The sequence below is a fragment of the Pseudomonas sp. BF-R-01 genome (genome assembly GCF_019946615.1).
GTDB lineage: Bacteria > Pseudomonadota > Gammaproteobacteria > Pseudomonadales > Pseudomonadaceae > Aquipseudomonas > Aquipseudomonas migulae.
In genome coordinates, this window is the sequence record NZ_JAGYFX010000037.1 from 1 (window position 1) to 26697 (window position 26697).

Sequence of the window (26697 nt, forward strand, 5' to 3'; positions counted from 1 at the left end):
GCGGTGTTTCATCCAATACATGTGTCGGATGACACACCGCTATCGCGAGCAGGCTCGCTCCCACAAGGGGTATTGCGTACCGGGCGGCTATTGCGGCAGCCCGGCTTATCGGTTTTAGCCGATGGTCATCAAGCTCGCATTACCACCCGCCGCAGCGGTGTTAACGCTCAACGCTCGCTCGATCACCAGGCGCTCCAACGCAATGTTGGTCTCGCCCAGCGACAACCCGTGAACCCCGACAATCGCCCCGGCACGCTTGGCCACTTGCTGGCACACCGCACGCAACTGATCGGAATGGCCGTGATGCAGAACCGCATCAAACACCACTTCGTCCTTGTTCCAGTCGGCAACCAGCTTGATACGCGCCTGAACTTCCTTCGGCAGGCGTGCGAACAAGGCTTTGGTCAGGTCAGCTTCCGGCCATACCGCTGAGCCGCCGACAGCCAATACCGCCGCCAGTTGCGTCAGCAGGTCGCCTTCAGCTTCGGCCAGGGACAGCACGTGCTCACGCGGCAGAATGGCGTAGCTGTTGCGCTCGCCGGTCGGGCCTGCCAGAACACGGGTGATGCCGCTTTGCGATTGCGCTGCGAACTGCACGCACAAGGCGCTCAGGTCGGCAAACTTGTTGCTGTCGGCCCAGGTTTGCAGGGCGGTCAGCGGTTTGCTCATGGCATCGCGCAGACGAACATCCGGTGCAGTGGCGGCGTCGCCACGAGCGAAGGATTGTTCGATTGCATCGGCAGGACGCGTCGACAGCAGGCGGTACAGGTACAACGGACCACCGGCTTTCGGGCCGGTGCCCGACAGGCCTTCGCCACCGAACGGTTGCACGCCAACCACAGCACCAACGATGTTGCGGTTCACATAGACGTTACCGGCATTGACGTTGTCGATCACCTTGGCGATGGTCTCGTCGATGCGCGTATGCACGCCCAGCGTCAGGCCGTAGCCGGAAGCGTTGATCTGGCCGATCAACTGGTCGATGTCTTTGCGCTTGTAGCGCACCACGTGCAGCACCGGACCAAAGATTTCGCGTTGCAGCTCATCGAAGCTTTCCAGCTCGATCAGCGTCGGCATCACGAAGGTGCCGCGTTTGACTTCTTCGCTGTTGGCGATGGCCACCTGGTACACGTTGCGACCTTTGTCGCGCATGGCCTGGATGTGCTTCTCGATGCCCGCCTTGGCTTCGGCGTCGATCACCGGGCCGATGTCCACGGACAGGCGCTCAGGGTTGCCGAGACGGCATTCAGCCATGGCGCCCTTGAGCATTTCGATGACACGGTCAGCGGAATCTTCCTGCAAGCAAAGTACACGCAGAGCCGAGCAACGTTGACCGGCGCTGTCGAAGGCCGACGACACCACGTCGATCACGACTTGTTCGGTCAGTGCCGAGGAGTCGACGATCATCGCGTTCTGGCCGCCGGTTTCAGCGATCAGCGGAATCGGACGGCCCTGTGCATCCAGGCGGCCAGCGACGTTGCGTTGCAGCAAACGAGCGACTTCGGTGGAACCAGTGAACATCACGCCTTTGACCCGATCGTCACCGACCAGACGGGCACCCACGGTTTCGCCACGGCCCGGCAGCAGTTGCAGCACGCCTTCCGGAATCCCGGCTTCGAGCATCAGGCGCACGGCCTGGGCGGCGACCAGTGGGGTTTGTTCCGCAGGCTTGGCCAGTACCGGGTTACCGGCGGCCAATGCAGCGGCAACCTGACCGCTGAAGATTGCCAGCGGGAAGTTCCACGGGCTGATGCACACCACCGGGCCCAATGGGCGGTGGGCGTCGTTGGTGAAATCGTTGCGAGCCTGCACCGCGTAATAACGCAGGAAGTCCACGGCCTCACGCACTTCGGCGATGGCGTTGGCGAAGGTCTTGCCGGCTTCGCGAGCCAACAGGCCCATCAGCGGCTGGATCTCGCCTTCCATCAAATCGGCGGCACGTTCCAGAATCGCAGCACGTTCGGCCGGCGGGGTGGCCTGCCAGATCGGTGCAGCGTTCAGGGCGCACTGGATCGCGTTGTCGACGTCTTCGACATTCGCTTCCTGTACGTGCCCGACCACGTCACGCAAATCGGACGGGTTCAGAACAGGCGCAGGGGTTTCGGTGCTGGAGACGCAACCGAGCATCGGCGCGGCTTTCCAGTGGTTGTGAGCAGTGGCCAGCAGAGCGCACGACAGCGAAGCCAGGCGATGTTCGTTGGCCATGTCGATGCCGCTGGAGTTGGCACGCTCGGCACCATAAAGATCGCGCGGCAGCGGGATGCGCGGGTGCGGCAGGCCGAAGCCGCCTTCCAGCGTCGCCATCTGCTCGATGCTGGCCACTGGATCGGCCACCAGCTCCTGAATCGAAATGGACTGGTCGGCGATACGGTTCACGAACGAGGTGTTCGCGCCGTTTTCCAGCAGACGACGTACCAGGTACGCCAGCAGCGTTTCGTGAGTCCCGACCGGTGCGTACACGCGGCATGGACGGTTCAGCTTGCCTTCGGAAACTTTACCTACAACCTGTTCGTACAGCGGTTCGCCCATGCCGTGCAGGCACTGGAACTCGTACTGGCCCGGGTAATAGTTCTGACCGGCGATGTGGTAAATGGCCGACAGAGTGTGGGCGTTGTGTGTGGCGAATTGCGGGTAGATGACTTCCGGCACCGACAACAATTTGCGGGCGCAAGCGATGTAGGAAACGTCGGTGTACACCTTGCGGGTGTAGACCGGATAGCCTTCCAGGCCTTCGACCTGGGCGCGCTTGATTTCGCTGTCCCAGTACGCGCCTTTCACCAGGCGGATCATCAGGCGATGACGGCTGCGGCGAGCCAGGTCGATCACGTAGTCGATCACGTACGGGCAACGCTTCTGGTAAGCCTGGATCACGAAACCGATGCCGTTCCAGCCGGTCAGTTGCGGCTCGAAGCACAGGCGCTCCAGCAGATCCAGCGACAGCTCGAGGCGGTCGGCTTCTTCGGCGTCGATGTTCAGGCCGATGTCGTATTGCTTGGCCAGCAGGGTCAGCGACAACAGGCGCGGGTACAACTCGTCCATCACACGCTCGTACTGCGCACGGCTGTAACGCGGGTGCAGTGCCGACAGCTTGATGGAAATGCCCGGGCCTTCATAAATCCCACGACCGTGGGACGCTTTGCCGATCGAGTGGATGGCTTGTTCGTACGACGCGAGGTACTTCTGCGCGTCATGCTCGGTGAGGGCTGCTTCACCGAGCATGTCGTAGGAATAACGGAAACCCTTGGCTTCGAACTTACTCGCGTTGGCCAGGGCTTCGGCGATGGTTTCGCCGGTCACGAACTGCTCGCCCATCAGGCGCATGGCCATGTCGACGCCCTTGCGGATCATCGGCTCGCCGCTCTTGCCGATGATGCGGCTCAGGGACGAAGTCAAACCCGCTTCATTATGGGTGGCGACCAGTTTGCCGGTCAGCAGCAAGCCCCAAGTGGCGGCGTTGACGAACAGCGACGGGCTGTTGCCCAGGTGCGGCTGCCAGTTACCGGTGCTGATTTTGTCGCGGATCAGTGCGTCACGAGTGCCTTTGTCCGGGATGCGCAGCAGCGCTTCAGCCAGGCACATCAGTGCCACGCCTTCCTGGGACGACAGGGAAAATTCCTGCAACAGGCCCTGAACAATTCCGGCACGGCCACCGGCGCTCTTCTGATTGCGCAGTTTCTCGGCAATCGAGGCAGCCAACTTGTTGGTGGCGTCAGCCATGGCAACCGGCAGGCGCGCCTGTTCGATCAGCATCGGCACCACTTCCGGCTCAGGGCGACGGTAAGCAGCGGTAATGGCGGCGCGCAGCACCGATTGCGGCAAGATGCTTTCGGCGAACTCAAGGAAGCACTGGTGCGCGTGGTCGACGTGGACGTCGCCACTGTCGTCAGCTTCTTTGGCCGTCAGGCCGTTGAGCTCGGTCAGGGTTGCACCACCCTCGAGTTTTTCCAGGTAATTGAAAATTGCCTGCTTGATCAGCCAGTGCGGCGTGCGATCAATCGAAGTCGCGGCGGCCTTGAGGCGCTCGCGGGTCGGGTCGTCAAGTTTGACCCCAAGGGTGGTGGTAGCCATATTTTTATCCTCATGTTTGCCACGACCGCGTGGCATCAGCTGGCGGCAAGATTAGCTGCGCGCTCTCTGAGGTGCAACCGGGTGCAACCCTTTTTTTGTCGGAATAATAGGCAGCTCGTCAGGAATTAAATTCCGGTACGAACGTACCGCTCCTGCTTGGTGCTTTTGCTTCTAGTAAACGCTCATGACTGCTCTAAAAGGGAGCAAAAACAGAGCTTTTCAAGCTAAATCCGACTAGGTGCAACTTATTCTCAAAAAATGGGTTGCACCTTATTTGTGTTGTTGAATAGGATTCGCGCCCAAGGTGCAACCGGTCAAAAAGACAGGTGCACCGGCTGATGGCTTTCCTGGGGAAACATCAGTCCTAAATGCGCGGACCCGCAAATCGTTTGATCAAACATTGTCGTTTGTCGGCGTTTTCACACTCTGCCGCTACATAAAAACAAAGCCAGGGCATCACTTAATGAGCGTTAGCAATCCAACCCTGATCACGTTCGTGATCTACATCGCAGCAATGGTGCTGATCGGCTTCATGGCCTATCGCTCCACCAACAACCTTTCTGACTACATTCTGGGCGGTCGCAGCCTGGGCAGCGTCGTGACTGCATTGTCCGCTGGCGCCTCCGACATGAGCGGCTGGTTGTTGATGGGTCTGCCGGGCGCCATCTACATGTCCGGTCTGTCCGAAAGCTGGATCGCCATCGGTCTGATCGTCGGTGCTTACCTGAACTGGCTGTTCGTCGCCGGCCGTCTGCGCGTGCAGACCGAGCACAACGGCGATGCGCTGACGCTGCCGGACTACTTCTCCAGCCGTTTCGAAGACAAAAGCGGCCTGCTGCGGATCATCTCGGCGGTTGTGATCCTGGTGTTCTTCACTATCTACTGCGCGTCCGGCATCGTCGCCGGCGCCCGTCTGTTCGAAAGCACCTTCGGCATGTCCTACGAGACCGCGCTGTGGGCCGGTGCTGCGGCGACGATTGCCTACACCTTCGTCGGTGGTTTCCTGGCAGTCAGCTGGACTGACACCGTACAAGCCACGCTGATGATCTTCGCCCTGATCCTCACGCCGATCATCGTGTTGCTGGCGACCGGCGGCGTCGATACCGCGTTCCTGGCCATCGAAGCGCAAGATCCAGCCAACTTCGACATGCTGAAAAACACCACCTTCATCGGCATCATCTCGCTGATGGGCTGGGGCCTGGGCTACTTCGGCCAACCGCACATCCTGGCGCGTTTCATGGCGGCGGATTCGGTCAAGTCGATCGCCAATGCCCGTCGCATTTCCATGACCTGGATGATCCTGTGCCTGGGCGGCACCGTGGCTGTAGGCTTTTTCGGTATTGCCTACTTCTCGGCCAACCCTGCCGTGGCGATGCCCGTCAGCGAAAACCACGAGCGCGTGTTCATCGAACTGGCCAAAATCCTGTTCAACCCATGGATCGCCGGTATTTTGCTGTCGGCCATTCTGGCTGCGGTGATGAGTACCCTGAGCTGCCAGTTGCTGGTGTGCTCGAGCGCCCTGACCGAAGACTTCTACAAAACCTTCCTGCGTAAATCGGCTTCCCAGGTGGAACTGGTCTGGGTCGGCCGCGCCATGGTGCTGCTGGTTGCCCTGATCGCCATCGCGATGGCCGCCAACCCGGAAAACCGTGTGCTGGGTCTGGTCAGCTACGCCTGGGCCGGTTTCGGTGCTGCGTTCGGTCCAGTGGTCCTGATCTCCGTGATCTGGAAAGACATGACCCGTAACGGCGCACTGGCTGGCATCCTGGTCGGCGCGATCACCGTGATCGTGTGGAAACACTTCGAACTGCTGGGCCTGTACGAAATCATCCCTGGTTTCATCTTCGCCAGCCTGGCGATCTACATCGTCAGCAAACTGGGCGCGCCGACTCACGGCATGCTGCAGCGTTTCGCTGCTGCCGAGGCTGATTTCCGCCTGAACAAGTGATCGGGATGAGCTGAGGCTCAACCCTTTCGCCGAACATGAAAACGGCCCGCTTCCTTTGGAGGCGGGCCGTTTTTATTGGGCGGGGAAAAGTTTGGTGTTGCCGATGCCGCCTTCGCGGGCAAGCCGCGCTCCTACAGGATTGCGTTGATTCAAAACTAATGGGCGCAACCAAAAAACCGTAGGAGCGAGGCTTGCCCGCGAAGGCGTAATTTGATTCAACCCCGACCTTCCTGAGGGAATGTCTGTAGTTCGCTGTCCTGATTTATGAAGGAAAATTCTTTAAAAAAGCACGACAAATCTGAGTTTCCTGTCCCTTCGTCAACACCCCTTGCCGCTCATGCAGAATCGCCCGCCTTCACTCTGCAGAGACACATCGGATGTTCGCTCTTGCTAATCAACCGCGTTTCACGCTGACCGTCGACGGTGACCAGCATGACCTCAAGGTGCTTGAGTTCACCGGCAAGGAAGCCATCAGCCAGCCTTACCGCTTTGATCTGGAACTGGTCAGTGAACGGCCGGACATCGAGCTCGAAAGCCTTCTGCATCGTCAGGCGTTTCTGAGTTTCGATACACAAGGCAGCGGTATTCACGGTCAGATTTTTCGGGTTGGCCAGGGCGATTCCGGTAAGCGTCTGACGCGCTATCAAGTCAGTCTGGTCCCGCGTTTGACCTACCTCGACCAGCGCATCAATCAGCGGATTTTCCAGCACAAAAGCGTGCCGGTGATCATTGCGCAAATCCTTGAGGATCATGGCTTCCAGCGTCGCCATGCATTCGATTTTCAGCTCGGCAGCGATTACCCCGATCGCGAGTACTGCGTGCAATACGCGGAAAGCGACCTGGCGTTCATCCAGCGCTTGTGTGCCGAGATCGGCATTCATTACCACTTTCAGCACAGCCCCGACGGGCATCTGCTGGTGTTCGGTGACGACCAGACGGTTTTCCCGCTGATCGACAAACCGACACTTTTCTCGCCTGACACCGGAATGGCAGCCGACGCGCCTGCGATCAATCGCTTCAACGTGCGGCTGGAAACCCGCACCACTTCGGTAGCCCGTCGCGACTACGACTTCCACAAACCCGGGCTGCAACTTGAAAGCCGAAGCGACAACGGGCAACTGCCGACGCTTGAGGATTATCACTTTCCTGGCCAGTTCACGGATCGCGAATCTGGCAGGGCGCTGGCTCAACGAACACTGGAGCGCCACAACGCGGACTACCGTCAGGCTGAAGGTCGCAGCGATGAGCCCGCTTTGGTGACAGGTCACTTCCTGGCGTTGTCGGAACATCCGCGCCAGGCCTGGAATGACCTGTGGCTGATCACCCAAATCGAACACCATGGCCGTCAGCCGCAAGTGCTCGAAGAGTCTGTCAGCAACGACGGGGCGGATGATTTCCAGGGCTATCGCAACACCTTTCTGGCGACACCGTGGGATGTTTCGTTTCGCCCACCCCTGATCGGGAAACCCACTTTCACCGGTTACCAGACCGCCGTAGTCACTGGCCCCACCGACAGTGAAATCCACTGCGACGAGTACGGCCGCGTCAAGGTTCAGCTCACCTGGGACCGCGACGCAAAGCGCAATGAACACTCCAGTTGCTGGCTGCGCGTCGCCACCGGCTGGGCGCATGACGGCTACGGCATCGCACTGATTCCTCGGGTCGGCATGGAAGTGTTGGTGGGGTTCCTCGATGCCGACGTCGATAAGCCGATGGTCATGGGCTGCGTGCCCAATGGCGCCAACTCGATACCACTGAATCTGCCCGCCGACAAAACCCGCAGCATTTTCCGTAGCCAAAGCAGTCCCGGTGGCGGCGGTTACAGCGAATTACGCATCGAGGATCGCAAAGGGGCCGAGGAAATCTACCTACGAGCCCAGCGAAACTGGACTCAACACGTGTTGAACGACCTGCACGTCCAGGTCGCAAATCTGCGCAGTGCGGTGATCGGTGCCAACGATAACCTGCACGTTCACGGTGACCGCTCCATCACCGTCAGCAACCAGACCCTCAAGGCGAGCGGGCAATTTCACGCCAGCGCCGGCCAGCAAATTGTCATCGATGGCGGCGCAAGCGCGACCATCCAGGCGGGTGGCCACTGGATCAACATCGGCCCCGCCGGGATCTTCAGCAGCGTTCCGATTGAACTGGGCGGTGCACCGATGCCGGCCATGGACGCCGCGACCACTCAACGAACACTTCTGGCACTCAGCACAGCACAGATTCTGACCCTGAAAAGCGACGCCCCATTCTGCGAAGAATGTGAACGCTGCAAGGGTGGTGTCTGTGCAGCCTGAGTGCTTGTCACCCCTCACTTGGCTGGAGCGCCAACCACTCAAGCCTTCCGAGCAGTTGTTCGCAGTGTTCGGCAATGCCAGTTCCGCTGAGCCGTTCAACGCCTGGCAGAGATCAAGTCCGTTGCATGCTCCGAGCCCGATCTGGGCCGACACCGCTTATGCCGAGTGGGAACCGGTCATGCCCTATGTCGGAATCGTCGCTGCTGACAGTGAGTTTCTGGATTGGGTCGCCACTACCGAGTCTCGCGATTGGGGTTGGCTGGCAGTTTCCTCTTCGCCTCAAGACGTGTTGATCGAACATCTGCGCAGCCTCACGCAAGTGTTTTTGCCCAATGGCAACGCGGTGTTTTTCCGCTTTTGGGACGGGCATTACTTGCTGCCGATTCTTCAGTCGGCCGAAGTCGATGTCACTCAACTGCTGCCGGTCGTGGGGCGGTGCCTGATTAATGGTCAGCCGCTCGACATCGGTGGAACTGCACTGAAAACCGCCAGGGTTTTTCCATGGTGGGAAATCTCCACAACGCTGTTGAAGCACCTCTGCGAACACTCAAACACCACTCGGCTGAACAACTTGCTCACGTGGTTGAGCGAGGACCGTCCTGATCTTTTCGAGGCATTTTCTGAAAGCGTGTTGCGGCACAAAGTCGCGATCTTTCTGGAAGAGCCGGGCCTGCCGCCAGCCCCGAAATCAGCCTTGGTGGATTACCTGTCGATGGAGCTGGACTGATGGATCAGATCGTACGGATCGAGCAGGAGCTCGACGGTTTCAAGGACACACTGAGTGTGTATCGCCAGCAACTCAAGGGCTTTTTAAGTCGTAACGCCGACAAGGTCAGCCGGGCAATGGACCTGCCCTCGCTGATGGACATGGACCGGCAGATCAAACTGGGCAATGTCACCACGTCGGTGAGCCGCAGTGATGATGACTTCTTCTCCAGTGTTGCGCAGTGTCCGCTAAACGGAATTCTGCAGATCGAGAGCAAGTTCGAATCGGTTTATGACGTTCCGCTGGGGAGCATTGATGTTGATGTGATTGCCGTTGATGGCGGCGAAAAAACCACTGTCTCGCTCGATGAAAACGGCAAGGGACAATTCAGGGGCATTGCCGGCAAGTTCTACCGCGTGCATGTCCACAGCGCGGTGACTTCGGATCAGGTTGATGAGCTTTTCAAGTCTTACGACGGCCTGACCGGACAGCTGGAAGACTGGCTGCGAATTGAGTGGCAAGGCTTCAAGCCGCAGTGGTCGCAGTCAGCGTTTGCCGCTGCGGGTAATGGCCTGCTGGCGGGAAGTTGGGCGGCGGTCATTGGTGTGTGGGACAGCATCAGCCTGCTCTCGGACATTCTCCAGGATCCCGGCAAGTTCGTTGAGCGGTTGGGTAGCAGTGCGGATGAACTGGCCACGCTCGCCAAAACCGCTCCGGACGTCATGGCCAAGGTCCAACTGCTGGCCAGTGACGAAGCGGCGCTGTGTTTGTTGTTGCGAACCGCCAGCCTCTGGCTGGAGATGTTGCCGCCCAGCGAGATCGCTGGAAAAACCGCCGAAGCACTGTCGACGGTGGTGGTTCAGTTGCTCATCGACATTCTAATTGGCGTGGTCCTGACCTTCGCCGGTGCGGGGGCGGGCATCGCCTACCTGGGTATGCGTCTCGCCAGCTACGGCGCCCGTATCGTCAGCGCCGTGCAGGGTTTCGTCAAAGCGATTTTCACCCTCATCAACAACTTCATGACCTACGTCGACCAGTACAAAAAGGTCGCCGCACGGGGCGTGGCAGCGGGTGTGAAAAAAGGCGGATTGCACCTGCGTTGGGACGCCAGACGCAATACCACGCTCAAACAAAACGAACACCACGACGACGCTTCGAAGCAGGCCACAAATCCCAACGGCGACAGCGCCGATTCCGCCGATAAAACCGCCACCAACAAATGCCCGGTGTCGATGGTCACCGGCGAAGAACTGCTGACCCTCACCGACGGTTCATTGAATGGAATCCTGCCGTTCGACTTCACGCGCCTCTATCGCACCAGCGCCGTCGAGATTGATTGCGGCCTCGGTTTTGGCTGGAGTCACAGCCTTGCGCACCGACTGGAAATCGATGGCGATGGCGTCATCTGGATCGACCATGAAAACCGTCGCACCACCTTTCCGCTGCCTGGCAATGAGCGCCCGGCGATCCACAACAGCCTCTCGCGTGCAGCGATTTACCTGGGCGACGCCCCGGAAGAGCTGATCCTCGCCCAGGCCGGCGACGACACGCGTTTCTATCATTTTATCAACGGTCGATTGGCTGCAATCAGCGACGGTTACGACAACCGGTTGCGCATCACTCACGACCGCCGCGACCGTATCCAGCGCCTCGACAACGGCGCCGGTCGCGCCTTGTTGTTGCGCTACGACCAGCACCATTTGATTGCCGTCGACTATCAGCGTTTTGCCCCGGCAGACACATCGGACGAAGCCTGGATAACCGAACAGACGCTGATCAGTTACCGCTACGACGAGCGCGCGCGACTGATCGAAGCGACCAACGCCGCCGGGGAAAGCGAGCGTTACGACTACGACGACCAGCACGTCATCCAGCAACGGCAGCTGGCCGGTGGGGCGAGTTTCTTCTGGGAGTGGGAAAGGTCCGGCAAGGCTGCGCGATGCGTCCGGCATTGGGCGTCGTTTGCGCAGATGGAAGCTCGTTATGTCTGGGATGACGAGGGCAGTGTCACCGTCCACAACATCGACGGCAGCGAAGAGGTTTACCAGCATGACGACCGGGCGCGACTGGTGCGCAAGGTCGAGCTGGATGGCGGCGAACACCTCAAGGCCTACGACGATAAAGGTCGATTGATTGCCGAACAGGATCCGCTCGGCGCCGTCACCGAATACCACTACGACGAAGTCGGACGCTTGGTGGCGCTGATTCCGTCAGAAGACGAGCCCACGTCCTACGAGTATCGCAACGGTTTCCTGCATGCCCGGTATCGCGGCAAAGCGGTCTGGAAATATCAGCGCAATGCTCAGGGCGACATCACCGAAGAGACTGATCCCGACGGCCAGATCACCCACTATCACTACGATGAAAAAGGACAGTTGCTGTCGATCCGTTACCCGGATAGCAGTCGCCATCTCTTCGTCCGCAATGCTTTAGGGCAACTGGTTGAAGAAACTTTGCCGGACGGTGGGTTGCGGCGGTTTTCCTACGACGCGCTGGGTCGACGGATTACCGATCAGGATGAACACGGATCGCTCACTCACTACGGGTGGGACGCCGTTGGGCGACTGGTTCAGACGACACTTCCTACGGGGACCACGCGCGCCTTTAGCTACAACGCCTACGGAAAAATCACCGCCGAACGCGACGAGCTTGGCCTCGTTACCCGCTACGAATACGTCGATGGTTTGCATCTGGTCAGCCGCCGGATCAACCCCGACGGCACGCAGCTCAGCTATCGCTACGACAACGCGCAGCTGTTGCTCACAGAAATCGAAAACGAATCCGGCGAACAATATCGCCTGGACTACACACCTGGCGGATTGATCCGACAGGAAACCGGATTCGATGGCCAGCGCACGGCGTACACCTACGACCTCAATGGAAACCTGCTGGAAAAAACCGAGTTCGGCGACGACGGCTCGCAGCGGGTTACCGCTTATGAGCGAGATTCGGCAGGGCGGTTGCTGGTCAAAACGCTGCCCGATGGCATCAAGGTCGAATATTGCTATGACAGCCTCGGCCGACTGATCAGCGTCGACGACGGTCACGATCATCCACTGGAATTCGAGTACGACCGACAAGACCGTTTGATCACCGAGCACCAAGGCTGGGGCACCTTGCGCTACGGCTACGACACCTGTGGCCAACTCAACCGCATGCGCCTGCCGGACGGCAGCAAGCTCGATTACCACCACGCCAAGGGTGGCGCGCTGACCGCCATCGACCTCAACGGCGCGCCGCTCACCACCCACCAATTCACGTTTGGCCGCGAACAACAGCGCCAACAAGGCCAGCTCACCAGCCGCTACCACTACGACGAACAGGGCCGCCTGCAAGCACACGCGATCAATCAACACACCCGGCCGCTGTACCTGCGCCACTACACCTACGCGGTCAACGGCAACCTGGCGACCATCGCCGACAGCCGCCACGGCCAGCGCAGTTATTACTACGACGCCCTCAACCGCCTGACCCGCGTGCGCCACACCCGCGACGACCCACCGGAAAGCTTCGCCCACGACCGGGCCGGCAACCTGCTGATGCAAAACCGCGCCGGTGTGGCTGCCGTAAAAGGCAATCGCCTGCTCATGCAAGGCGACCGGCATTACGACTACGACGCCTTCGGCAACCTCATCCGCGAACGTCGCGGCACTGGGCAAAAACTCGTCACCGAATATGCCTACGACTGCCAGCATCGCTTGGTCAGCGTCACGACCCCGGACGGACGTTGCGCGAGTTACCGCTACGACGCTTTTGGCCGCCGCATCGCTAAAACCGTCGACGGCAAAACCACCGAGTTCTTCTGGCAGGGCGACAACCTCGTCGCTGAAAGCAGCCGCGAGCACTACCGCAGCTATGTTTACGAACCGGGCACCTTCCGCCCATTGGCCATGCTCGACGGCAAAGGCCCGCGCAAGGCTTGCCCGTTTTACTACCAACTCGATCACCTGGGTACGCCGCAGGAACTGACCGATTACGGCGGTGAAATTGTCTGGTCGGCGAAGTACAACGCCTACGGAAAAGTTACGCGGTTGGCGTTCGGTGGGGGCGAGCAACTTGAGCAGCCGCTGCGGTTTCAAGGGCAGTACTTCGATGTCGAGAGCGGCCTGCATTACAACCGGCATCGGTACTATGATCCGGAGGTGGGGCGGTACCTGACGCCGGATCCGGTCAAGTTGGCGGGTGGGCTGAACGGGTATCGGTACGCGCTGAATCCGACGGGGTGGGTTGATCCGTTGGGGTTGAGCGGGAATTGTCCGCCACCGAACAAGCCTGGGTGTGGGGCGCCGGATGATACGTCTGGCGCTAAGGTTGATGAGGGTGAGCCGCCGCTGCCGAAAATGACGGCTGATCAGCGGCGGGCAAGGATTGATGAGTTGGCGGAAGCTAATGCCAGGGGAAGGGTCGAGGCGATGGAACATAAGTACGACATGCACACCGTTAAAAAGCACAGCTCAGAAATATCTGATGCGGCGCTTAAGCAGCGGGCCATTAACGGAGCGGATCCTCACACTGGAAGAATCCCAAGAGGTGCACGAGGTAATCCGAGCTCTCAGTTCAGTAACTGGAGGGTTCATCTCAATGCTTTAAACAAGGCATTGACTAGGGAGGCATTGGGACTGAGCCCTCATACGGGGAGAGACCACAACCAAGACCCGATTGTACGGTTGGAGCTTCCTGGCGCTGGTCGTGGTTACAAGCCAAACAGACAGAACATAAATGATCCTAAACTAAATGAAGATCTGAATTGGTTTGAAGTTAAGTTTGATAAGGACGATGTGACTCGGCCTTATACAGGCTTTCCGTCGGAGAAAAAATAATGTTGCGCGACCCATTTTTAGATGAAGAATTCAACCCGGATTTAATGTGGTTTATCGGAGTTTTTAGTGTTTATGATCGCGAAGAAACTTTAGGTGCAGAACTTGAGGTCTATGATCCTAATAATAAAGAAGACAGGGTTGAGCTGATTAGAAAGCGCGGTTTGAATTTAAACTATTTGTCTTATAGGCATAAATTTGTTTTGGTGGAGTATCTTGCAAATAAACTAAATGATGAAAACTATGACTTTCAGCGACTGTTTGATATTGACGAGGATGAGGCTGCGAGTTGGCCACGTGGCGAGTGGTACGAACTGGAGAACCCTCGGGAATTTCTTCAGGATGTCTACGTATTAGCGCAAGAAGTTTGGAAAGACGACCTTCATAAAGCCAGCCTCGAAGATCAATCAACCTGGTAAGGCTTGTTATCTCTGAGACAGATAGATTTTATGAGCGCTTCGCGCTCAATTCGCGGGCAAGCCTCGCTCCTACAGGATTGGGGTTGTTCCCATTTTTGGCGGTGTGCCTCAATTCTGTAGGAGCGAGGCTTGCCCGCGAAGGCGGTCTTACAGGCTGCGAAATTTCTGGGCAAGGTCGTCGGAAGTTTCCTTCAAGTTGTAGCGGTTTGCATGAACTGGTGGGAAGTGCATTCCATCGATAGTCTCTGGTGGTCACTGAAAATTCAGTGGCAGGGTGTAGGAACCCTTCAAGACTAGAGAGGACGCTTTGGCGTCGTCACCTGTATTTGCGGCCGGCAACGTGCGTCCGTAAGATCAGTTGCGGCGGCTCTGCGCGGGCACGCTTCGGCGTGGTCGAGTTCTCTGGTCTCGATATTCCTACCCCGCGTATAGCTGCCACCCAAGCCTGTAGGAAGGCCGATGGTAGCTTCCCTTCTTACCAGAGGTTTAAAAATGACTAATCTTCACCCCGATCCACCCTACGAAAAACCAACTCCTCCACCCAAAAGCCGTTTCATGGCTCTGACCAGTAACTGCGACGACATGCCCACCTTGTTCGTCGATACCCTCGCACCACTCGACGTTTTATACGACGCGGCCAGCTATCGAATCCGCGCAGTCACCCAAGTAATGGAAAACCTGTCGATGCGTGGCTCGATCGAATGTCAGTCTTTCATCCTTAGTGACTTTACATTGCTCTGCGCCATTCCGTTGCGGGATGGGTGTGATGTGCTGGATGTGCTGGGGCGGCGGTTGAAAGCGCGGCGTTCGGAGTAGCGCCGGACGCTGTTGTGGCGAGGGAGCAAGCTCCCTCGCCACAGGGTTTGTGTGGTGTCACTGCCCGCTCAGCCGCGAAGCCCTGACGTTCGCCTCGGTACAAGGTAAACTTCCCGGCCTTCGCAGGAGCAATCATGAATTATCGTCACGCCTTCCATGCCGGCAATCACGCCGATGTGTTCAAACACCTGACCTTGACCCGCCTCATCGCCCTGATGTCGCGCAAGGAGCAGCCGTTTGCCTATCTCGACACTCACGCCGGCATTGGTCTGTATGACCTGCAAGGCGATCAGGCGAGCCGTACCGGTGAGTACCTGGAAGGCATCGCACGGTTGTGGGATCAGCCGGATCTGCCGGAACTGACCGCCGATTACATGAAGGTGCTGCACGACATGAACCCGGATGGCCAGTTGCGCTATTACCCGGGGTCGCCAGAGCTGGCGCGCCGTCTGACGCGGCCGCAGGATCGGGTGATGCTCAACGAGAAGCACCCCGAAGACGGTGTGTTGCTCAAGGACAACATGGCGGGCGACCGTCGCGTGAAGGTTCACCTCGGCGAAGGCTGGCATGTGCCGCGTGCGATGTTGCCGGTGCAGGAGAAGCGGGCGGTGATGTTGATTGATCCGCCGTTTGAACAGCTCGATGAGATGCAGCGTTGTGCGGCGTCGCTGAAAGAAGCGATTGGCCGGATGCGCCAAACCGTGGCAGCGATCTGGTACCCGGTGAAGGACCAGCGCATGTTGCGTCGTTTCTATCAGGATCTGGCCGGCACGGGCGCGCCGAAGTTGTTGCGGGTGGAGTTGCTGGTGCATCCGCTGGATACGCCGAACAGTCTGAACGGTTCCGGGTTGGCGATCGCGAACCCGCCGTGGGGGCTGGAAGAGGAATTGCGTGAGCTGCTGCCGTGGTTGTCCAAGAAGTTGGGACAAACCCAGGGTGGGTGGCAGATGGATTGGTTGATCGCCGAGAGTTGATTGCTGATCAGTTGCATTGATGGTGTCTGACAGGACGCCTTCGCGGGCAAGCCTCGCTCCTACAGGGATTTATGTCGATCACAAGAGTGTGGTCAGACATCGATCCTGTAGGAGCGAGCGGTGCGGCGATCCGACTTGCCCGCGAAGCTTTTGGGGCCCGAAAATCAGATCGGGCAGGTGACGCCGGTGCCGCCAATCCCGCAGTAGCCTTCAGGGTTTTTCGCCAGGTACTGCTGGTGATAGGCCTCGGCGAAGTAGAACGTCGGCGCTTCTTCGATTTCGGTGGTGATGGTGCCTTTACCCGCCTTGGTCAGTTCGGCCTGGAACACTTTTTCGCTGTTCTTGGCCGATTCCAGTTGCGTCGGGTTGGTGGCGTAGACCACCGAGCGGTACTGAGTGCCGATGTCATTGCCCTGGCGCATACCCTGAGTCGGGTTGTGCAGTTCCCAGAACATTTTCAGCAGTTCTTCATAGCTGACTTTCGCCGGCTCGTAGACCACCAGTACCACTTCGCTGTGGCCGGTCAGGCCCGAGCAGACTTCTTCATACGTCGGGTTCGGCGTGAAGCCACCGGCGTAACCCACCGCCGTACTCACCACACCTTCGCGCTGCCAGAACTTGCGCTCAGCACCCCAGAAGCAACCCAGGCCGAAGATCGCAAAGTCCACGTCCATGGCGAACGGGCCCAGCAGCGGGGCGTCGTGGACGAAGTGTTTTTCCGGCACGGTCATCGGGGATTCGCGGCCAGGCAGAGCTTGTTCTTTAGTAGGGAGCACGTTTTTGTTCACCAGAATTTCCGAGCGCAGAACCATGATCAGTCCTCTCAGTCAGGTTGAAATGTAGGTAGTCAGACCGCCAGTTTGCCCAATGCTGCCCGGTAACGCACTACCCAATGTAGGAGTGAGCCTGCTCGCGAAGAGGTCGGCAAATCCAACATCTACGTTGGATGACACACCGCCATCGCCGGCAAGCCGGTCTCGCTCCTACAGGGGGGGATTGCGGTGGGGCAGTCAGGCGATTGGGCCGCGTGGGTAGCGCTTGAGCTTTTCGATCAGCTCGGAGCCCGGAATCGGTCGGTCGAACAGGTAGCCCTGGCCGACGTCGCAGCGGTGGCGGCGCAGGAAAGCCAGCTGTTCGGCCGTCTCGATGCCTTCAGCCACGACCTTGAGTTTCAGGTTGTGGGCCATGGCGATCACCGCGGAGGTGATTTCCATGTCGTCCTGGTTGTCCGGGATTTCGTGAATGAAGCTTCGATCAATCTTAATGATGTCGATGGGGAATTTTTTCAAGTAACTGAGCGACGAGTAACCGGTGCCGAAGTCGTCCATGGCCAGGGTCAGGCCCAGGCGCTTGAGCTGGTCGAGCTGCAAGTGGGTGTCTTCGGTGGCTTCCAGCAGCAGGCCTTCGGTCAGTTCCAGCTCCAGCAGGCTTGGTGGCAGCGCTTCTTCCTTGAGGATGTTGGCAATCGACGACACCAGGTCCGGGTCGGAGAACTGCTTGGGCGACAGGTTGATCGCCACTTGCAGATTGCCCAGGCCGGCGGCCGTCAGGTCTTTGCTCATGCGGCAGGCCTGGCGGGCGATCCATTTGCCGATCGGGATGATCAACCCGGTTTCTTCGGCGACGCTGATGAACTGGTCCGGGCGGATCATGCCTTTTTCCGGATGGTTCCAGCGCAGCAACGCTTCCATGCCCAGCAGGCGACCGCTGCGCAGGCACAGTTTCGGCTGGTAGAACACGTCCAGCTCGTTCTGCGTCAGGGCGCGGCGCAGGTTGTTCTCGACGAACAGTTTGTAACTGGCCTCGGCGTTCAGCGCTTCGGTGAACACCTGAACCTGATGCTTGCCGTTGGCCTTGGCCTTGTGCAGCGCGAGCCCGGCGTTACGCATCAGGGTTTGCGGGTCGCGGCCGTGCAGCGGCGCGCAGGCCAGGCCCACGGAGCCGGTGACGCTGATCAGCTGGTTGTCGACGAACATCGGTTTGTCGAGGGTCGCCAGCAGTTGGTTGGCGACTTGCTGGCCCATCGCGAGGTCGGTGTTGTCCAGCAGCACGGCGAATTCGTTACTGGCAAAACGCGCCAGGCTGCCGCTCGGGATCAGGCTGTTGCGCAGGCGTCGGGCCAGGCTGATCAGCAGTTTGTCGCCGGTCTGGTGGCCGAGGCTGTCGTTGATCCGCTTGAAGTTGTCGATGTCCACCAGCAGCAGACTGATCGGGGTATCGCTGTCTCGGGCGAAGCGCTCATCGAGATTACGGATGAACGCCGGGCGGTTTCCGAGGTTGGTGAGGTTGTCGGTGTAGGCCAGGCGCTCGATGCGTTGCTGGGCGAGTTTGGTCTGGGTGATGTCTTCGTAGATGCCGATGTAATGCGTCAGCTCACGGTTGTCGCCGTACACCTTGGAAATCGACAACTGGCCCCAGTAGGGTTCGAGGTTTTTGCGGCGGCTCTTGAATTCACCCTGCCAACTGTTGCTCTTGGCCAGCGCCGAGGGCGCGTCGAACAGCAGTTCACTGAGGTTTTCCAGGGCCGGCAGTTCCGACAGTCGCTGGCCGTGGACTTCTTCGGTGGAGTACTGGGTGATCGCGGTGAAACTCGGGTTGACGTATTCCACCACGCCGTCGCAATTGACCAGCAAAAAGGCGTTGGCACTTTGCTCGACCGCACGCTGGAACAGGTGCAGGGCGCTGGTGGCGGTGCGACGGTTGTGGTTGTTGATGACCTGGGCGAACTGGTCGGCCAGCTCGCCGGCGAAGGCGATTTCGTCGGACTGCCAGGCGCGGGTCGCACCGGTCTGCTCCAGGCAGAGCACGCCGACCACTTGGCCATCGACACGAATGCTGGCGTCGAGCATCGCGTTCACATCACGCGGGCGCAGGCTTTCGGCCATTTCCCGGGTGCGCGGATCGCGAATCGCATTGTGGGCATCGATTGCACGGCTGCCGTGCAGCGCGTCCATGTAATCGGGGAAGCCGCTGATGTCGATTGGCTCCGGTAGGGCGTATTCCTGGGTGGCGCGGTGATACGCCGAGATCGGCACCAACATCGAACCGTCGAGGTTCCACAGGCTGGCGCAGTCGATTTCGTAGATGTCACAGGCGCTGCGGGTGATCAGCTCGGCGGCTTCTTGCAGGGAGTTGCCGGTGCTGTAGCGCTGGCGGGTCAGCAGCAGGATCAAGTCTTGCTGGGCGCGCACGCGGTCCAGGTGCAGGAGCTGCTCCTGTTGGGCGCGCTGATTGAGTTCCAGGGCGATCTGCAAGCGCGAGTTCTGGGTTTCGAGGTCCAGCGCCGGCAGCAGCGGATCGCCTTGGAACATGCCATCGACCACCAGCAGGTAGCCGCGCAGCAGGTGTCGATTGTGTTGTTTGTAGGCTTCGCCCAGTTCCAGCAGGCTCAGGGTGCCTGCGGCGGTGTGCAAGGTGTAGCGGATCAGGTAGTGCGGGCTGTCGGTGAGTTGTTGCTGGACCGCGTCATGCAGCTGATAGCGCGCTTCGGGCTCCATCAGGCTGGCATAGGGCGAACCGACCAGCGCACAGAGTTCCACCGCGGGCAGGCCGAACTGTCGCTCGCAATTGGGATCGAGAAACAGCAGCGCCCAGCTGGGTTCATTCAGCCGTTCGAAACGCAGCATGCCGAGCCGCGAGGGCACCGGCAACTGCGTCACTACCTCGGCCACCATACGGCTGGCGGCATCGGGTTGGCTTTTCATGGAGGGTAACTCGCTTCGAATGTGCTGATCGCGCCGGGCTCTCGCCCTCTTTACTGTTGCCTGCGGCAAGGTTGCATCATTGCGACACCGACTGACAAGAGACATGAAGGCCAAGTGCTATAAGAATATGTCGGCCGGCGTGAACATTTCTTCAGTAATGGCTGAAAACTAACGTATTTCGCTGGAAAAAGCGTTGCGGCTGATCGCCAGCAAGCTGGCTCCTACAGAGGTTTGCGTGATTTCTCGATCTGCGGAGCGACACCGAACCTGTAGGAGCCTGGCTTGCCAGCGATGGCGGCCTGAAGGGCGGCGCAAAATTTGAGGCCGCTATCGCCAGCAAGCCGGCTCCTACAGGGGAGGTGGGGTAATTCTCGATCTGCGGGGCGACACCGGACCTGTAGGAGCCTGGCTTGCCAGCGATGGCGGCCTGAAGGGCGGCGCAAAATTCGGGGCCGCTATCGCCAGCAAGCCGGCTCTTACAGGGGAGGTGGGGTAATTCTCGATCTGCGGGGCGACACCGGACCTGTAGGAGCCTGGCTTGCCAGCGATGGCGGCCTGAAGGGCGGCGCAGAGTTTGAGACCGCTATCGCCAGCAAGCTGGCTCCTACGGGGGATCGCGTAAATCCTGTAGGAGCCGGCTTGCTGGCGATGTTTTCGGCATCACCGCAACGTAATGCTCGTCGACTGTAAAAGTTTGCCGTCGCGGTCGTAATAACTGACGCGGATCTGTTCTGGCTCAACGATCAGGTGCGCGAAATTGTCCTGGCTGATGACCTGGCTGGTCAGTTCATGCCGATAATCTCCGGCGGCAGTCCGCACCAATGGCTGATCAAGGATGAAGGTGGAGGCTTTGGCGTAGGGCAGCAGTTTGCTGTTGCACAGCGGCGAGGAGACGATGGTGTGCACCTCGAAGTCCGGGTCTTCGCTGTGGGTCAATCGACTGGTCAGGGAGCCGTGCACATCACCGGACACGAAGAACACATTCTTGATGCGGCGTGTACGAATGGTCTCCAGCAGCCGTAGTCGTTGCTCCGGAAAGGCTTTCCAGGCGTCATCGCCCAGGCGTTTTCGGTCGGGGTAGAACATCACGCTGGTGACCACGAATTTGACCCGGGCCGGGCTGTGGATCAGCCATTCGCACAGGGCCAGCTCCTGCTCTTCGTCGAGAATGCGCCGGTCGCCGGCCGACAGGTTGCGTCGGGTCCGGCTGTCAGTGACAAACCATTCGATATCCCCGTTGGTGAATTGATACCAATAGCGCTCCAAGTGCTGACGGATGTTTCCATCTTCAAGCAACTCATGGGCCGGGCTATGGCTGGCTTGATATAACTCATAAGCGGCGATGGCATTGTTATAGAGAAAGTCATCGTTTTTGTTTTTATTGGTGGGCCAGTTGTCTTCGATTTCATGGTCGTCGAGGATCATGTAAGTCGGCGTGCCGGACATCAACTTTGAAATGTGCGGCTGGGAAAAAGCCATGCGGTACTTGCTGAGTATTTCTTTGTATTCCCGATCAGGGGCGATGATGTTCAAGTCGTCGATATAGACTTGGTCGCCGGTCATCAACAGGGCGCTGATGGGCGTTTCGGCGCGCTGCGCCAGGTTGGTGATGGAGGCAAAGATCCGGTCGCCCAGGTGCGGGAACGAAGGTGCGCCGACCGTCATCCGCAGGTAACGGCATGACCCGACGATGTAAGCCCGTGGCGCTGCGGGATTGCCGGACTGGGTGCTGAAACGGTAGACATGCCTGGGCCATTGCAGCGGCAGTTCCTGAACCGTCTCCACGGTGTGCACGGGGCTCATGGGGCTGAACCAGCCTGCCTGGTATTCGTACTCGGTATCGGTGGCGAGATCGTTGAGGGCAAAGACGTCACACATGTCTCGCGTGCTTGTCAGTTGTTTGAATATTGCTTTGGACCACGGCGTATCACCGCTGCGTCGATAACGAATTCCACCAAACACCAAAGTGTCTTTTTGTAACTCGCCACGTAAAAAAATACGGGCATGTTGAGTTGTAGTGTGGCCAATAATCGGGCCGACTGTAGGTTTAAACATATTCGAATCCATTCGAAGGGGTATTAACTAAATAAGTAAGCCGACTAAACCTTTAGTTAGTCATTTGTATAACCAAGCCTAGTGGGAGACCGGCAGAAAATATCGTGCCGAAGTGGATTCGAGTTGTGGGCTAACTCAGCCACGAACGTAGGAAAGTGACTTTCTTCAAGTCAAAAAAAGCCCCGCCAAATTGGCGGGGTTGAGGTACGAGCGTGGCGCTCGGAAAACGTGAAACGCGAGCGGCCCTCCGGTGAAGGAGGGCCGGCCGGTGTTACAGCAAGATGGTGCGGATGTCTGCCAGCAGGCTGCTCAGACGCTGGGTGAAGCGTGCAGCAGCGGCGCCGTTGATCACACGGTGATCGTAGGACAGCGACAGCGGCAGCATCAGTTTCGGCTGGAAGGCTTTGCCGTCCCAGACTGGCTGGATGGTTGCCTTGGAAACACCGAGGATCGCCACTTCCGGCGCGTTGACGATCGGCGTGAAGCCGGTGCCGCCAATGTGGCCGAGGCTGGAAATGGTGAAGCAGGCGCCTTGCATGTCGTCAGCGGTGAGCTTCTTGTCGCGGGCTTTGGCAGCCAGCGCAGCGGCTTCGGCTGCCAGTTGCAACAGGCTCTTCTGGTCGACGTTCTTGATGACCGGAACCAGCAGGCCTTCAGGGGTGTCGACGGCGAAGCCGATGTTCACGTACTTCTTGCGGATGATCGCCTTGCCGCTTGGTGCCAGCGAACTGTTGAAGTCCGGCAGTTCCTTGAGCATGTGCGCGCAGGATTTGAGCAGCAGCGGCAGGATGGTCAGCTTGACGCCGGCCTTCTCTGCAACGGATTTCTGAGCGATACGGAACGCTTCCAGCTCGGTGATATCAGCCGAATCGAACTGAGTCACGTGCGGGATGTTCAACCAGCTGCGGTGCAGGCTCGACGCGCCGATTTGCATCAGGCGAGTCATCGGCACTTCTTCGGTTTCACCGAAGCGGCTGAAGTCCACGACCGGAATCGGCGGGATGCCCGCGCCACCGGTTGCGCCGGCAGCAGCGGCCGGTGCTTCCTTGGCCTTCTGCATCATGGCTTTGACGTAAACCTGCACGTCTTCTTTCAGCACACGACCGTGCGGGCCGCTTGGGCTGACCGCGCTCAGCTCTACACCGAATTCGCGGGCCAGTTGGCGTACCGCAGGGCCTGCGTGAACCTTGGCGCCCGATTTGGCCGGGGCCGCCGCTGGTGCTGGAGCAGCAGGAGCAGCGGCGGCTGGCGCAGGAGCGCTCGGTGCCGCAGCGGCTGGAGCCGACGCCGCAGCCGGGGCAGCAGCAGGCGCAGCGCCTTTGACTTTCAGCTTCAGGATCAGGTCGCCGGTACCGACTTCGTCATCCAGCTTGATGGAAATGCTTTCCACCACGCCAGCGGCAGGCGATGGGATTTCCATGCTCGCCTTGTCGGATTCCAGGGTGATCAGCGACTGGTCGGCGGCGACGGTGTCACCGGCCTTGACCAATACTTCGATGATCTTGGCCTTGCCCGCCGAACCGATGTCCGGGACGTGAATGTCCTGAACGCTGTCGGCAACCGGTGCGGCCGGGGCGGCAGCGGCTGGCGCAGGTGCAGCGGCAGGAGCAGCAGCCTGAGCTGGCGCGGCCGCAGCCGGTGCCGCAGCACCTGCCACTTCCAGGTCCAGAATCAGGTCGCCGGTGCCGACTTCGTCGTTGAGCTTGACGCTGATGGCTTTGATCACGCCAGCGGCAGGCGATGGAATTTCCATGCTCGCCTTGTCGGATTCCAGGGTGATCAGCGACTGATCAGCCTCGACGGTGTCGCCGACCTTGACCTGGATCTCGATGATCTGGGCCTTGCCCGCCGAACCGATGTCCGGCACGTGCACTTGCTGAACCGAAGCGGCAGCTGGCGCAGCAGCAGGAGCGGCCGGCGCTGGAGCAGCGGCCGGTTTCTCTGCGGCTTTGGCTGCAGGCGCGGCAGCCGCAGGAGCCGCAGCAGCGGCACCTTCGACTTCCAGCTCCAGCAGTTCGTCGCCTTCTTTCAGGCGGTCGCCCAGCTTCACTTTCAGGCTCTTGATGATACCGGCCTTCGGCGCAGGCACTTCCATGCTCGCCTTGTCCGACTCAAGTGTCAGGATGCTCTGGTCGGCTTCGATACGGTCGCCGACCTTCACAAACAGTTCAATTACTTCACCTTCACCGCTGCCGATGTCAGGTACGCGAATGAGTTCGCTCACAGAATCTCTCCTCAGCAGTCCAGTGGGTTGCGTTTTTCCGGGTTGATACCGAACTTGGCGATGGCTTCAGCCACCACTTTAGGTTCGATGTCACCACGGTCAGCCAATGCTTCCAGGGCTGCCAACACCACGAAATGACGATCGACTTCGAAGAAGTGACGCAGCTTTTTGCGGCTGTCACTGCGGCCGAAACCGTCGGTGCCCAGGACTTTGAATTCCTTGGACGGGACCCACTGACGAATTTGCTCAGCGAACAGCTTCATGTAGTCGGTAGACGCGATGACCGGACCTTGACGGCCGTTCAGGCACTCTTCGACGTAGCTCAGTTTAGGCTTCTGGCCAGGGTGCAGACGGTTGGTGCGCTCGACGGCCAGGCCATCGCGACGCAGTTCGTTGAAGCTGGTAACGCTCCACACGTCGGCGCCAACGTTGAACTGCTCACGCAGGATCTTCGCCGCTTCACGGACTTCACGCAGGATGGTGCCGGAGCCCATCAGCTGAACGTGGTGCGCCGCTTCGCGGGTGTCTTCTTCGAGCAGGTACATGCCCTTGATGATGCCTTCCTCGACACCGGCCGGCATGGCTGGCTGCTGGTAGGACTCGTTCATCACGGTGATGTAGTAGAAAACGTCCTGCTGCTCTTCGGTCATCTTCTTCATGCCGTCCTGAATGATCACCGCCAGCTCGTAGCCGTAGGTTGGATCATAGGTGCGGCAGTTCGGGATGGTGGCAGCCAGGATGTGGCTGTGACCGTCTTCGTGTTGCAGGCCTTCGCCGTTCAGCGTGGTCCGGCCGGCGGTGCCGCCGATCAGGAAGCCACGGGTACGGCTGTCGCCGGCAGCCCAGGCCAGGTCGCCGATACGCTGGAAGCCGAACATCGAGTAGAAGATGTAGAACGGCAGCATTGGCTGGTTGTGGCTGGAGTACGAAGTACCGGCAGCGATGAAGGAGCTCATGGCGCCCGCTTCGTTGATGCCTTCTTCGAGGATCTGGCCCTTTTTGTCTTCCTTGTAGAACATCACCTGGTCTTTATCGACTGGCTCGTAGAGCTGGCCGACGGACGAGTAGATGCCCAACTGACGGAACATGCCTTCCATACCGAAGGTACGGGCTTCGTCCGGGATGATCGGAACGATGCGCGGGCCGATTTCCTTGTCCTTGACCAGCTGCGCGAGGATCCGCACGAAGGCCATGGTGGTGGAAATTTCACGGTCGCCCGAGCCGTCGAGGATCGCCTTGAGCGTATCCAGCGATGGCGTCGGTACGCTGAAGCTCTGCGCGCGGCGCTGTGGCACGAAGCCGCCCAGTGCAGTGCGGCGCTCGCTCAGGTAGCGGGCTTCGGCGCTGTTTGGTTCTGGCTTGAAGAACGGCAGGTTTTCCAGCTCGTCGTCTTTGACCGGGATGTCGAAACGATCACGGAACAACTTCAGGCTGTCGACGTCGACTTTCTTGGTGTTGTGCGCAGTGTTTTTCGCTTCGCCGGCACCGGTGCCATAACCTTTGATGGTCTTGGCCAGGATGACGGTCGGTTGTTCTTTGTGGTTGACCGCTTCGTGGTACGCCGCGTAGACCTTGTACGGGTCGTGGCCGCCACGGTTGAGTTTCCAGATCTCGTCGTCGGACAGGTCTGCAACCATCGCCTTGAGTTCTGGCGTGTTGAAGAAGTGTTCACGCACGAACGCGCCGTCTTTGGCTTTGTAGTTCTGGTACTCGCCGTCGATGACTTCGTCCATGCGACGTTGCAGGATGCCGTCGACGTCTTTGGCCAGCAGTGGGTCCCAGAAACGACCCCAGATGACTTTGGTCACGTTCCACTGAGCACCGCGGAACACGCCTTCGAGTTCCTGGATGATCTTGCCGTTGCCGCGAACCGGGCCGTCGAGGCGCTGCAGGTTGCAGTTGATGACGAAGATCAGGTTGTCGAGCTTCTCGCGGCCAGCCAGCGAGATCGCGCCCAGGGATTCCGGCTCGTCACACTCGCCGTCGCCCAGGAAGCACCAGACTTTCTGCTTGCCTTCCGGAATGAAGCCACGGGCTTCCAGGTACTTCATGAAGCGCGCCTGGTAGATCGCCTGGATCGGGCCCAGACCCATGGATACAGTCGGGAACTGCCAGAAATCAGGCATCAGCCAAGGGTGCGGGTAGGACGACAGGCCCTGACCGTCCACTTCCTGGCGGAAGTTGTTCATCTGGTCTTCGGTGATGCGGCCTTCCATGAACGCACGGGCGTAAACGCCTGGCGAGGTGTGGCCCTGGAAGTAGATCAGGTCGCCGCCGTGTTCGTCGGTCGGGGCCTGGAAGAAATAGTTGAAGCCGATGTCGTACAGGGTTGCGCTGGAAGCGAAGCTGGAGATGTGACCGCCCAGGTCAGAATCTTTCAGGTTCGTGCGCATCACCATGGCCATCGCGTTCCAGCGTACCAGCGAGCGAATGCGGCGTTCCATGAACAGGTCGCCAGGCATGCGTGCTTCGTGGGTAACGGGAATGGTGTTGCGGTATGGCGTGGTGATGGCGTAAGGCAATTGCGAACCGCTGCGGGTTGCGAGTTCGCCCATACGGGTCATCAGATAGTGAGCACGGTCTTCGCCTTCTTTGTCGAGAACCGATTCCAGGGCGTCCAGCCATTCCTGGGTTTCGACGGGATCGAGGTCTTGCATGGCTTGCTCCAG

13 protein-coding genes are annotated in these 26697 nt (G+C 59.3%); 7 read left to right on the plus strand and 6 right to left on the minus strand.

The window, feature by feature from the left end:
* Positions 1-114 precede the first annotated feature (114 nt).
* Complete coding sequence (putA, locus tag KGB27_RS15580) at positions 115-4068, minus strand: trifunctional transcriptional regulator/proline dehydrogenase/L-glutamate gamma-semialdehyde dehydrogenase (RefSeq protein WP_008025099.1); 3954 nt, start codon at positions 4066-4068, stop codon at positions 115-117.
* A 463-nt stretch (positions 4069-4531) separates the two neighbouring features.
* Between putA and putP the strand changes: the two genes are divergently transcribed.
* The 7 genes from putP to KGB27_RS15615 all read left to right on the plus strand — a co-directional run bounded on the left by putP (position 4532) and on the right by KGB27_RS15615 (position 16045).
* A complete protein-coding gene (putP, locus tag KGB27_RS15585; RefSeq protein WP_192226891.1) occupies positions 4532-6016 on the plus strand; it encodes a sodium/proline symporter PutP in 1485 nt (494 codons plus the stop codon).
* Between the two features lie 377 nt (positions 6017-6393).
* Positions 6394-8313 carry a type VI secretion system tip protein VgrG gene (locus KGB27_RS15590; RefSeq protein WP_223555202.1) on the plus strand — a complete coding sequence of 640 codons (1920 nt, stop codon included), beginning with the start codon at positions 6394-6396 and terminating at the stop codon, positions 8311-8313.
* Positions 8303-9040, plus strand: coding sequence for a DUF4123 domain-containing protein (locus tag KGB27_RS15595; protein ID WP_223555204.1), 738 nt, complete (start codon positions 8303-8305; stop codon positions 9038-9040). Before KGB27_RS15590 ends, KGB27_RS15595 begins: the two co-directional genes overlap by 11 nt.
* Complete coding sequence (locus tag KGB27_RS15600) at positions 9040-13839, plus strand: RHS repeat-associated core domain-containing protein (protein WP_223555206.1); 4800 nt, start codon at positions 9040-9042, stop codon at positions 13837-13839. Before KGB27_RS15595 ends, KGB27_RS15600 begins: the two co-directional genes overlap by 1 nt.
* Positions 13839-14255, plus strand: a complete 417-nt coding sequence (locus tag KGB27_RS15605; RefSeq protein WP_263290077.1) for a hypothetical protein — start codon at positions 13839-13841, stop codon at positions 14253-14255. Before KGB27_RS15600 ends, KGB27_RS15605 begins: the two co-directional genes overlap by 1 nt.
* Before the next feature lie 492 nt (positions 14256-14747).
* Positions 14748-15071 (plus strand): hypothetical protein, encoded by a 324-nt coding sequence (locus tag KGB27_RS15610; protein ID WP_223555208.1) that lies wholly within the window; start codon positions 14748-14750, stop codon positions 15069-15071.
* Between the two features lie 134 nt (positions 15072-15205).
* Entirely contained in the window at positions 15206-16045 is an 840-nt protein-coding gene (locus KGB27_RS15615) for a 23S rRNA (adenine(2030)-N(6))-methyltransferase RlmJ (RefSeq protein WP_223450924.1), read from the plus strand.
* Positions 16046-16209: 164 nt separating this feature from the next.
* On the opposite strand, the gene msrA is transcribed toward KGB27_RS15615, so the two are convergent.
* The 5 genes from msrA to aceE form a co-directional block, all read right to left on the minus strand.
* Positions 16210-16857 (minus strand): peptide-methionine (S)-S-oxide reductase MsrA, encoded by a 648-nt coding sequence (gene msrA, locus KGB27_RS15620; protein WP_192226894.1) that lies wholly within the window; start codon positions 16855-16857, stop codon positions 16210-16212.
* A gap of 198 nt (positions 16858-17055) precedes the next feature.
* Positions 17056-19749, minus strand: coding sequence for a GGDEF and EAL domain-containing protein (locus tag KGB27_RS15625; RefSeq protein WP_207284708.1), 2694 nt, complete (start codon positions 19747-19749; stop codon positions 17056-17058).
* A gap of 660 nt (positions 19750-20409) precedes the next feature.
* Positions 20410-21804, minus strand: a complete 1395-nt coding sequence (locus KGB27_RS15630; protein ID WP_223555210.1) for an alkaline phosphatase D family protein — start codon at positions 21802-21804, stop codon at positions 20410-20412.
* A gap of 271 nt (positions 21805-22075) precedes the next feature.
* Positions 22076-24028 (minus strand): dihydrolipoyllysine-residue acetyltransferase, encoded by a 1953-nt coding sequence (gene aceF / locus KGB27_RS15635; RefSeq protein WP_223555212.1) that lies wholly within the window; start codon positions 24026-24028, stop codon positions 22076-22078.
* A gap of 11 nt (positions 24029-24039) precedes the next feature.
* Positions 24040-26685: a pyruvate dehydrogenase (acetyl-transferring), homodimeric type gene (gene aceE / locus KGB27_RS15640; RefSeq protein WP_008027850.1), complete on the minus strand. Its 2646-nt coding sequence runs from the start codon at positions 26683-26685 to the stop codon at positions 24040-24042.
* Positions 26686-26697: the final 12 nt, after the last annotated feature.